This window comes from Achromobacter sp. (assembly GCF_057314935.1).
The window spans coordinates 27,618-37,782 of sequence record NZ_DBHKZA010000064.1; the positions used below are offsets into that span (position 1 = coordinate 27,618).

At 68.1% G+C, this 10,165-nt stretch carries 9 protein-coding genes; all 9 read right to left on the minus strand.

What is annotated here, in order from left to right; genetic code table 11:
- A partial coding sequence (locus tag ACO6D5_RS21680; RefSeq protein WP_485826476.1) for a dihydrodipicolinate synthase family protein occupies window positions 1-212 on the minus strand: 212 nt, incomplete at its 3' end.
- A 3-nt stretch (window positions 213-215) separates the two neighbouring features.
- Window positions 216-545, minus strand: a complete 330-nt coding sequence (locus ACO6D5_RS21685) for a hypothetical protein (RefSeq protein WP_485826477.1) — start codon at window positions 543-545, stop codon at window positions 216-218.
- Between the two features lie 143 nt (window positions 546-688).
- Window positions 689-1,456 (minus strand): TorF family putative porin, encoded by a 768-nt coding sequence (locus ACO6D5_RS21690; protein ID WP_485826478.1) that lies wholly within the window; start codon window positions 1,454-1,456, stop codon window positions 689-691.
- A gap of 117 nt (window positions 1,457-1,573) precedes the next feature.
- The gene (kdpE, locus tag ACO6D5_RS21695; RefSeq protein ID WP_169270544.1) at window positions 1,574-2,266 is read right to left on the minus strand and encodes a two-component system response regulator KdpE; all 693 of its coding nucleotides are present in this window, start codon (window positions 2,264-2,266) and stop codon (window positions 1,574-1,576) included.
- 12 nt (window positions 2,267-2,278) lie between these two features.
- Window positions 2,279-5,065 (minus strand): DUF4118 domain-containing protein, encoded by a 2,787-nt coding sequence (locus ACO6D5_RS21700; protein ID WP_485826479.1) that lies wholly within the window; start codon window positions 5,063-5,065, stop codon window positions 2,279-2,281.
- A 51-nt stretch (window positions 5,066-5,116) separates the two neighbouring features.
- Entirely contained in the window at window positions 5,117-5,737 is a 621-nt protein-coding gene (gene kdpC, locus ACO6D5_RS21705; protein ID WP_485826480.1) for a potassium-transporting ATPase subunit KdpC, read from the minus strand.
- Window positions 5,738-5,780: 43 nt separating this feature from the next.
- Entirely contained in the window at window positions 5,781-7,940 is a 2,160-nt protein-coding gene (gene kdpB, locus ACO6D5_RS21710; protein WP_315526483.1) for a potassium-transporting ATPase subunit KdpB, read from the minus strand.
- Window positions 7,941-7,962: 22 nt separating this feature from the next.
- On the minus strand, window positions 7,963-9,759 hold the full coding sequence (kdpA, locus tag ACO6D5_RS21715) for a potassium-transporting ATPase subunit KdpA (protein ID WP_485826481.1): 1,797 nt from the start codon (window positions 9,757-9,759) through the stop codon (window positions 7,963-7,965).
- Window positions 9,759-9,848, minus strand: coding sequence for a K(+)-transporting ATPase subunit F (kdpF, locus tag ACO6D5_RS21720; RefSeq protein WP_006223569.1), 90 nt, complete (start codon window positions 9,846-9,848; stop codon window positions 9,759-9,761). Before kdpF ends, kdpA begins: the two co-directional genes overlap by 1 nt.
- Window positions 9,849-10,165: the final 317 nt, after the last annotated feature.

Genomic DNA, 10,165 nt, shown 5'->3' on the forward strand with positions numbered 1-10,165 from the left:
CTGGCGATGGCCTCGATCATGTCGGCCTTCTCCGACAGGCTCAGCAGATTGCCCTCGCCCGTGGACCCGAACAGGACCAGGCCCGCGATGCCGGCGTTGCGGTAGTAGCGGGCCAGCGCCTGCGCGGCGTCCAGGTCCACGTAGCCGCCGCGCAGCGGCGTGACCATCGGCAACCAGATGCCGTCGAAAACCGTTTTGGCTGGCATGTCCATGGCTTATTGCACCGTGATCGCGGTTGCCGGGCGGACCGGGCCGAATTCGGCTTGGGGCAGGCCGCACATGACGGCGTGCATCAAGGCGTCGAGTTCACCGCGTGCGCATTGCAGTTGCAGGATGCTTTGCGCATGGGCGTGGTCCACCGACAGCAGGTATACGCCGATGCGGTCGCCCAATTCGCGGTGCAGCGCCAGGCGCACCTTCAGGGCGTCCAGCGTGTCGATCCTGACCGTCAGTGCCACCATCTGGGATTGCGGCACAGGCGGCAGGGAAGGAGCCGGGGAACGGTCGGGGAAAGCGTGGCTGCGGCGGTCCAGTCGGGGAATCATGGCGGTGGGGCGGGACGGAGGCGCTGTCTGGCGCGGTCCGCGGTTCCGGTTGGTTGATGACGATTCCACTATAGGAACGGCGCCGTAAATCCTGCCGATAAAAGCGGGCGGGCCGCGTAAAAAACGCGTCAACGCCCCGCGCTTCAGAACGTCTTGGTCACCGACAGCAGACCGGTCGCGCGACCCATGTCGCGCCCGCGCGTGTTGGTGTAGACGGCGCGGTCCGCATTGGTGTCCAGGTAGGCCAGCGACACCGAGAGGCCCTGGCCGAAGTCCTTGGTCAGGCCCAGCTTCCAGTCGGTATAGGACCCGTTGTCGACGTTGCGCACGATTTGGCGGCCGACGTGGGCGTTGACGGTCAGGCCCCAGATGCCGGTGTCGACATTGCCCGACAGGTCGAAATACTGGCTGTACTTGCTGTCGGCGAAACCGAACAGGTTGGTCAGGGCGATCGAGTACTTGAACATCACGGGGCCGTAGCCGATGCCCGCATACAGCTCGGTGGTGTCGGGGCTGGTGTAGCCGGACGGGTAGTCGCCGGGGTAGTAGTACTGCAAGACGCCCAGGTCGACGGGCACGTTGTCCGTCAGATTGCCCTTGTAGCCGCCGTAGAAGTCCATCTCGACGGGGGCGGAGACCTCGCTGTTGGTGTCGCCGAGCCAGCTGATGCTGGAGTTCCAGTTGCCCAGGTAGAAGCCGCTGGCGTGGGTCAGGTCGAAGCCGCCCTGGATGGCGGGCTTGTTGTTGGACTGCATCAGGCCGCGGTAGCGGTACTGGCTGGCCAGCGTGACGTTGGCCGTCAGGCTGAAATCGGAGGCGGCGGGGGCTTCTGCGGCGGCGGGCGCGTCGCTGGCGTGCGCGGTGGCGCCGAGCGTCAGCAGGACAAGCGCGGCCAGGGTGTTGCGGGACATGGGATGCTCCAGATGTTGTACGGGACCGCAACAATAGGAGGATCGGCATAAAGCGCGAGACAAGACTCGCGCCGTCCGCATAAAGGCCGCATCAATGCGGGAGGAGGGCGCGGGCGCTCAGCCCGCGAAGCGGTAGCCCACGCCGATTTCGGTCAGCAGGTAGACGGGCTGGGCGGGGTCGGCTTCCAGCTTCTGGCGCAGATGGCCCATGTAGATCCGCAGGTAGTGGTTGCTTTCCACATGCGACGGCCCCCAGACCTCGCGCAGCAATTCGCGGTGGGTCATGACCTTGCCGCGGTGCGCCAGCAACGCGGCAAGCAGGCGGTATTCCATGGCGGTCAGATGCACGTGCTGGCCGGCGCGCTCGACGACGCGCTTGGAGAAGTCGACGCGCACATCGCCGAAGGCGATCTCGGCCGCGTTGCCCGCGCCGCCGCGCGCATGCCGGCGCAGCAGCACGCGCAGGCGGGCCAGCAGTTCGCTGACCCCGAAAGGCTTGGTCAGGTAATCGTCGGCGCCGGCATCCAGCGCGGCCACCTTGTCGGCTTCGGCGCTACGGGCGGACAGCACCAGCACGGGCACTTCAGTCCAGCCGCGCAATTCGCGGATCAGGGTCATGCCGTCTTCGTCGGGCAGGCCCAGGTCCAGCACGATGGCGTCGGGCTGCCGGGTGCCGGCCTCGATCAGGCCGCGGCGCACGGTGTCGGCCTCGTGCACCGCGCATCCCTCGCTTTCCAACGCCTGGCGCACGAAGCGCCGGATGTTGGCGTCGTCTTCAATGATCAGGACAGTAGGCTGGTAGTCGAACATGCGGATGGCCGGTCAAAGGGTTTCGGGTTGGATCGCGGGCGGCGTGCCCAGCGGCAGGCTGAAGACGAATTGGGCGCCAGAAGCCAGCCCCGGCGTGTGTTCGACCCAGATGCGGCCATGGTGGGCCGAGATGATGGCTTCGCACACGGCCAGGCCGAGGCCGACGCCGGGCGTGGCCGATTCGCGTTCGCCGCGTGTGAATTTCTCGAAGATGCGGCGTTCTGCGCCGGGGGCGACACCGGGGCCGTTGTCGCTGACCGCCACGCGCAGTTCCGATTCATGCACGGCGGCGTGGATGCGCAGCGTGCTGCCCGCCGGCGTGTATTTGGCCGCGTTCTCAAGCAGGTTGCACAGCACGCGTTCGATCAGCACGCCATCGCATTCCACCAGCGGCAATTGCGAGAGGCTGGCCACGGCAACGCGGTGGCCGGCCAGCGGCTCGCGCATGGCGGCCAGCGACGCGCCCACCAGTTCTTCGATGGATTGCCATTCCAGGCGCAGCGGCGTGTCGCGGCTTTGCAGCCGCGCCATGTCCAGCAGATTGACGACCAGCGCGTGCATGCGTTGCGCCTGGTCGCGCATGGCGCGGACGGTGTCCTGCACGTCGGGGGGCAGCGCGGCCTGCTGCCGCGTCAAGGTGTCGGTCATGCCGACGAGGCTGGTCAGCGGCGTGCGCAGGTCGTGCGACACGGCGGCCAGCAGCGAGTTGCGCAGCCGCTCCGATTCCATGCTGACCAGCGCCTGCTGCGCCACTTCCACGTAGTGCAGGCGTTCCAGCGCGATGGCGATCAACGTCGCGTAGGCCTCGATCTGGCGCCGCGAATCGGGATGGGTGAACAGGCTGCGGCGAGGCGCGGCCAGTGCCAGCACGCCGCGCGTGCGCATGGGCGCTTTCAGCGGCAGGTACAGCAGATCACTGTTGGACAGCGTTGCGGTGCCCGCGCCGGCGGGCTGGCCGTGGTCATAGACCCATTGGGCAAGCGCGGATTCCAGGGGTGGCATGTCGGCGGCGGCGGGGGACGCCAGCTTCAGCCGGTCGTCCAGGCCCAGGATGTACAGCGCGCAGCGCGAACCGAAGGTGGCGTGCACGAAGGCGCCGGCCGAGGCCACGATCTGTTCGGGCAGCAATGCCGACGACAGTTCGCGCGCGAACTCGTACAGGCTGCGCGCATCGGCCTCGCGCTTGACCGAGACCTGGGCCTGCAGGCGCAGCCCCGCCGTCAACTGGCCGATCAGCAGGCCCACGGACAGCAGGACGCCGAACGTCAGCAGGTATTGCACATCCGAGACGGCGAACGAGGCCAGCGGCTGCACGAAGAAAAAGTCGAACAACCCCACGCTGACGACCGAGGCCAGCGCCGCGGGCCCGCGGCCATGGCGCAGCGCCACCCCCACGACGGCCAGCAGGAACAGCATGACGATGTTGGTCTGGTGCAGCACGGGAAAGGCCAGCATCGACAGCCCTGTGGCCGCCGCGCAATAGCACAGCGCCCAGGCGTAGCCGGCCAGCGGGCGGGCATTGCGTTCGTCGGCGCTTTGGCCTGCGCGGCGCCCCAGCGTGAGCGGGTCGCGGCCGGGGGCGGCGCTGGCGGGCAGGGGCGGGGCGCCCAGCCGGATGATGTCGATCTCGGGGCAGCCGGCGGCCAGCATGTCGGCGAAGCTGTGCCGGCGCCATAGCCAGCCCGGCGTGATCGCCGCGGTCAGCAGGGCCGACACCGACAGGCGCAGGCGCTGCAGGCCGGTGGCCCGCGTGCGGCCGACGATGGCCTTGGTGATGTTGTGCCGGCGCACATAGCGCACCACGGCGTCGACCATGTCGCCGCCCGCCAGGGTTTCGGTGCGCGCGCCCAGCGAATCGGCCAAGGCCAGGCTGCGCTGCATGCGGTCTTGCTCGGCCTGCGGCGTGGGTGCCGCGCGGGGCGTGTCGATGGTGACGACGTGCAGGTCGCATTCCAGCTGCTGGCTCAGCCGGTGCGCGCTGCGGATCACGTATTCGGCTTCGATGTCCGGGCCGATGCAGGCGACCACGGCTTCGCGGGTGCGCCAGACGGGCTCGATGGCGCGGTCGCGCCGATAGGCCTGGACGTCGTCGTCGACGTGGTCCGCGGTGCGGCGCAGCGCCAGTTCGCGCAGGGCGATCAGGTTGCCCTTGCGGAAGAAATTGCGGGTGGCGTGGCGGGCCTGTTCAGGCAGGTAGACCTTGCCTTCCTTCAGCCGCCGCAACAGTTCATCGGCCGACAGGTCCACCAGGATGACTTCGTCGGCCGCGTCGAAGACCTCGTCGGGCACCGTTTCCCAGACGCGCACGCCGGTGATGCTGCCCACCGCTTCGTTCAGGCTGTCCAGATGCTGCACATTCAGCGTGGTCCAGACGTCGATGCCGGCCGCCAGCAATTCCTGGATGTCCTGCCAGCGCTTGGCGTGGCGGGAACCGGGCGCGTTCGAGTGCGCCAGCTCATCCACCAGCACCAGGCCGGGCCGGGCGGCCAGGGTGCCGTCCAGGTCGAATTCCTTCAAGACGTGGCCGCGGTATGCCACTTCCTTCAGCGGCAAGACCGCCAGGCCTTCCAGCAGGCTGGCGGTTTCGCGGCGGCCATGGGTTTCGACGATGCCGGCCAGCACGCTGATGCCCTGCGTGGCCTGCGCCCGGGCCGCGACCAGCATGGCGTAGGTCTTGCCCACGCCGGCGGACGATCCGAAGTACACGCGCAGCTTGCCGCGCACCGCCTGGCGCGCGGCGTCGTCCAAGGTCTTCAAGAGCGCGTCGGGGTCGGGACGCTCGCCAGCAATGTCAGCCATGAACGCGCAAGGGTCGGGTGGGGAAGGCTGGCAATACTATACGCTGCGCCATCAGCGCGCCGTGCCCAGTTGGTCCAGCGCCAGGTTCAGCATCAGCACATTGACGACCGGGTCGCCCAGCACGCCCAGCCAGGGCTTTTCGGTATTGGCCTGGATCAGGGCGTCGACCTGTTCGCGGGGCAGGTGCCGGGCGCGGGCCACCCGTGCCGCCTGGTAGCTTGCCGCGGCGGGGCTGATGTGCGGGTCCAGCCCGCTGCCGGACGCCGTGATCAGGTCCACCGGCACGGGCGTGGGATTTTCGGGGTCGGCCGCCTTCAGGGCCGCGATGCGGGCCTGGATGGCTTCGGCCAGCGCGGGGTTGCGCGGGCCCAGGTTCGACCCGCCCGAGGCCGCCGCGTTATACGGCATCGGCGCGGTGGCCGATGGGCGGCTCCAGAAATACTGCGGCGACGTGAAGGACTGGCCGATCAGTTCCGAGCCGACGACCTTGTCGCCTTGCTTGATCAGGGAACCCGCCGCTTCGTGCGGGAACACCGCGGCGGCCACGCCGCTCGTCAGGAAGGGGTAGGCCAGGCCCGTCACCAGGGACAGGGCGGCGAAGACGACCAGCGCCGGCCGCAGGATGCCGCCCGAGTGCGGCAGGACGGGGGCGGATTGGGTTGCGTGTTTCATGATGGATTCCTTTCTTGAGTCGGGCTGGGTGCGGCGGACGGGGTCAGACCCAGCCCAGCGCGGTCAGCACCATGTCGACCAGCTTGATGCCCACGAACGGCACCAGCAGGCCGCCCAGGCCATAGATCAGCAGGTTGCGGCGCAGCAGCACGGAAGCGCCCAGCGGCCGGTAACGCACGCCTTTGAGCGCCAACGGGATCAGCACCACGATGATCAGCGCGTTGAAGATCACGGCCGACAGGATGGCCGAGGCCGGCGTGGCCAGGCCCATGATGTTCAGCACGTTGAGCTGCGGATAGACCGTGGCGAACGCGGCGGGAATGATGGCGAAGTATTTGGCCACGTCGTTGGCCACGCTGAAGGTGGTCAGCGCGCCGCGGGTCATCAGCATCTGCTTGCCGATTTCAACGATCTCGATGAGCTTGGTGGGGTTGGAGTCCAGGTCCACCATGTTGCCGGCTTCTTTTGCGGCCTGGGTGCCCGAGTTCATCGCCACCGCCACGTCGGCCTGCGCCAGCGCGGGGGCGTCATTGGTGCCGTCGCCCGTCATCGCCACCAGCCGGCCTTCGGACTGGTAGGCGCGGATCAGCTTCAGCTTGGCCTCGGGCGTGGCTTCCGCCAGGAAGTCGTCCACGCCGGCTTCGGCCGCGATGGAAGCCGCCGTCAGCTTGTTGTCGCCCGTGATCATCACTGTCTTGATGCCCATGCGGCGCAGTTCGGCGAAGCGCGACTGGATGTCGGGCTTGACGATGTCCTTCAGTTCGACCACGCCAAGCGCGCGGTTGCCGTCGCTGACCATCAGCGGCGTGCTGCCGCGGCGGGCCACGTCTTCGGCCAGGCGCAATACCTGGTCCGGCACGGTCGTCTCCTGCGCGGCCAGCCAGGCCTGGATCGCATCGACCGCGCCTTTGCGGATCATGCGCTCGCCCAGGTTCACGCCGCTCATGCGCGACTGCGCCGTGAAGGGCACGAATTCGACCTCCGCCATATGGGGAGCGGGCGCGTGGATGGCCTTGTCGGCCAGCGCCACGATGCTGCGGCCTTCCGGTGTTTCGTCGGCAAGCGACGCCAGGCGGGCCGCATCCGCCAGTTCGCGCGGGGACACGCCCGGCGCGGGCAGGAAGGTGGAGGCCTGGCGGTTGCCGAAGGTGATGGTGCCGGTCTTGTCCAGCAGCAGCACGTCGACGTCGCCCGCGGCTTCCACCGCGCGGCCCGACGTGGCGATGACGTTGGCGCTCATCATGCGGCTCATGCCCGCCACGCCGATGGCCGACAGCAGGCCGCCGATGGTGGTGGGGATCAGGCAGACCAGCAACGCCACCAGCACGGTCACGGTGACCGCCGAGCCGCCGCCGGCCGCGCTGACCGCGTAGATCGAGAACGGCATCAGGGTCACGACCACCAGCAGGAACACCACGGTCAGGCCGACCAGCAGGATGGTCAGCGCCAGTTCGTTCGGCGTCTTCTGGCGCTTGGCGCCTTCCACCATGGCGATCATGCGGTCCAGGAAGCTCTCGCCGGGATCGGCCGCGATGCGCACGAAGATCCAGTCGGAGAGCACGCGCGTGCCGCCGGTGACCGACGAGAAGTCGCCGCCCGATTCGCGGATCACGGGCGCGGATTCGCCGGTGATGGCGCTTTCGTCCACCGAGGCGACGCCCGCGATCACCTGCCCGTCGCCGGGGATGGTCTCGCCGGCTTCAACCAGCACCACGTCGTCGCGGCGCAGCAGGCCCGAGGGTTGGCTGACCGCCTGGTCGCGCCATTGCCCGGGCTGCGCGTCGCGGATGTCCGCCTCGCGGAAATTCTTCAGCAGACGGGCGTTGATGGTGGTGCGCAGGCCGCGCAAGGTGGCCGCCTGCTGCTTGCCGCGGCCCTCGGCCAATGCTTCGGCGAAGTTGGCGAACAGCACGGTGAACCACAGCCATACGGAGATGGCCAGGATGAAGCCCGCGGGGGCCTCGGCCTGGCCGCGCAGGGCCATCACCCACAGCACTGTCGTCAGGATGCTGCCGACGTAGACCACGAACATCACGGGGTTCTTCAACTGCGCGGCGGGCGAGAGCTTGCGCAGGCTGTCCAGCACGGCAGGCCCGACCAGCGAGCGCGACCACATGCCGAACGAACGGTCTTGGGAGGCGGCTGCGGGCGCGCGGGCGGCGCCGCCGCCTGCGCTGGTTGTTGGCATTTCAATCTTGGCCATTTTCTTTCCTAGCCTGTTGCATTCAGGGTTGCAGGTGTTCCGCGACCGGGCCCAAGGCCAGCGCGGGCACATATGTCAGGGCGCCCACCAGCAGCACGGCGCCGATCAGCAGCACCACGAAGAGGGGGCCGGTCGTGGGCATGCTGCCGGGGCCGGCGGGCAGCCGGCGTTTGGCCGCCAGCGATCCGGCCATGGCCATCACGGCGATGATCACGGCGAAGCGGCCGAACCACATGGCGATGCCCAGCAGCACGTTGTAGAAGGGCGTATTGGCGGACAGCCCGGCGAACGCGCTGCCGTTGTTGTTGGCGGCGGACGACAGCGCGTAGAGGATTTCCGAGAAGCCGTGGATGCCCGGGTTCAGCACCCCCGCCTGGCCGGCCGACACCGACACGGCCAGCGCGGTGCCGCCCAGCACCAGCAGCGGCGTGGCCAGGATGACGATGGACACCATCTTCATGTCGTAGGCCTCGATCTTCTTGCCCAGGTACTCGGGCGTGCGGCCGATCATCAGGCCGGCTATGAAGACCCCCAGGATCGCGAAGGCCAGCATGCCGTAGAGGCCGGACCCCACGCCGCCGTAGACGACTTCGCCCAGCTGCATCAGCAGCATCGGCGACAGCCCGCCCATCGCGGTGAGGGAGTCATGCATGCCGTTGACCGCGCCGCAGGAGGCGGCCGTGGTGATGACGGCGAACAGTGACGTCGCGGCGATGCCGAAGCGCGTTTCCTTGCCTTCCATGTTGCCGCCCGGCGAGAACGCGGTCATTGCGTTGTCGGCGCCAGCCTGGGCCGCCATGGGGTTGGGCTGCTGCTCGAAGTAGGCGGTGCCCAACGCGAAGACGGCGAACAGCACGGTCATCGCCGCCAGGATCGCGATGCCCTGGCGCCGGCTGCCCACCATTTCGCCGAAGGTAAAGCACAGCGCGGCCGGAACCGCCAGAATCGCCAGCATTTCCAGGAAGTTCGCCAACGGAGTCGAGTTCTCGAACGGATGCGCCGAGTTGGCGTTGAAGAAGCCACCACCGTTGGTGCCCAGCAGCTTGATGGCTTCTTGCGAGGCCACCGGACCCATCGCCAGCGTCTGCGTCGACGTGACGGCGGGATCGGTCACGGGCTGGCCCTTGGCGTCCAGCACCGGCTGGCCTTGGGCGTCCATGCGCGGCTGGTCGTAATGCAGGGCCTCGACTGTCTGCACGTCTTGATACGGGCTGAAGTTCTGGATCACGCCCTGGCTGACGAGCGCCAACGCCAGCACGAAGGACAGGGGCAGCAGCACATACAGCGTGCAGCGGACCATGTCGGTCCAGAAGTTGCCGACGGTGGCCGAGCAGTGCCGTGCCAGCCCGCGGATCAGCGCGAACAGGACGGCGATGCCGGTGGCGGCCGAGACGAAGTTCTGCACCGTCAGCGCCAGCATCTGCGTCAGGTAGCTCATCGTGGATTCGCCGGCATAGCCTTGCCAGTTGGTATTGGCGACGAAGCTGATGGCGGTGTTCAGGGCCGAGTCCGGCGTCACGGCGCCCATGCCGGCCGGGTTCAGCGGCAGCATGCCCTGGAGCCGTTGCAGGCCGTAGACGACCACGATGCCCAGGATGTTGAAGGCCAGCACGGCCAGGGTGTAGCGCTTCCAGCCCATCTCGGCCTGCGGGTCGATGCCCGCCAGCCGGTAGATGCCGCGCTCAAGCGGGCGGCCCCAGGCGGTCAGCCGGGATTGCCCGTTTTCCATGGCGATGCGGATGTAGCGCCCGAGCAGGGGCGCGATCGCAAGCAGGACTGCCAGGTACAGGACCAGCAATCCGACGAATTCGGCGGTCATCAGAATTTCTCCGGTTTGAACAGGGCGACCAGCAGGTAGACGAACAGCAGGGCGGCAGTCAGGCCGCTGACCCAATAGAGCCAGTTCATGACGGCTCTCCGGTAGACAGGGCTTCGCAGAAGCGCAGCAGGGCGACAGTCAGCCCGGCCATGACGGCGAAGACGGCGATATAGATGGCATCCACGTTTTTCCTCCCGGGAGCACGGCTCCCTTCGAACGACGGGCCTGCGCGGCAAAGGCGGATGCGCGCCGGGCAGGCCAGGTGACCAATCAGGACACCGGCAGGTTACGGAGCAGGGGATAAAAACGGGATATACGTTCGGGAGGGGGGTGTAAACAAAAAGTAAAGGGCCCCCACGCTGCGCGCGCTTTGCGCGCTTGCTGCCCCCCAAGGGGGCTGCGCCGC

Excerpts from the sequence above, each read along its gene's own strand:
- ACO6D5_RS21685 (WP_485826477.1), bottom strand. The coding sequence starts at position 545 with ATGATTCCCCGACTGGACCGCCGCAGCCACGCTTTCCCCGACCGTTCC.
- ACO6D5_RS21690 (WP_485826478.1), bottom strand. The coding sequence starts at position 1,456 with ATGTCCCGCAACACCCTGGCCGCGCTTGTCCTGCTGACGCTCGGCGCC.
- kdpE (WP_169270544.1), bottom strand. The coding sequence starts at position 2,266 with ATGTTCGACTACCAGCCTACTGTCCTGATCATTGAAGACGACGCCAAC.
- ACO6D5_RS21700 (WP_485826479.1), bottom strand. The coding sequence starts at position 5,065 with ATGGCTGACATTGCTGGCGAGCGTCCCGACCCCGACGCGCTCTTGAAG.
- kdpC (WP_485826480.1), bottom strand. The coding sequence starts at position 5,737 with ATGAAACACGCAACCCAATCCGCCCCCGTCCTGCCGCACTCGGGCGGC.
- kdpB (WP_315526483.1), bottom strand. The coding sequence starts at position 7,940 with ATGGCCAAGATTGAAATGCCAACAACCAGCGCAGGCGGCGGCGCCGCC.
- kdpA (WP_485826481.1), bottom strand. The coding sequence starts at position 9,759 with ATGACCGCCGAATTCGTCGGATTGCTGGTCCTGTACCTGGCAGTCCTG.
- kdpF (WP_006223569.1), bottom strand. The coding sequence starts at position 9,848 with ATGAACTGGCTCTATTGGGTCAGCGGCCTGACTGCCGCCCTGCTGTTC.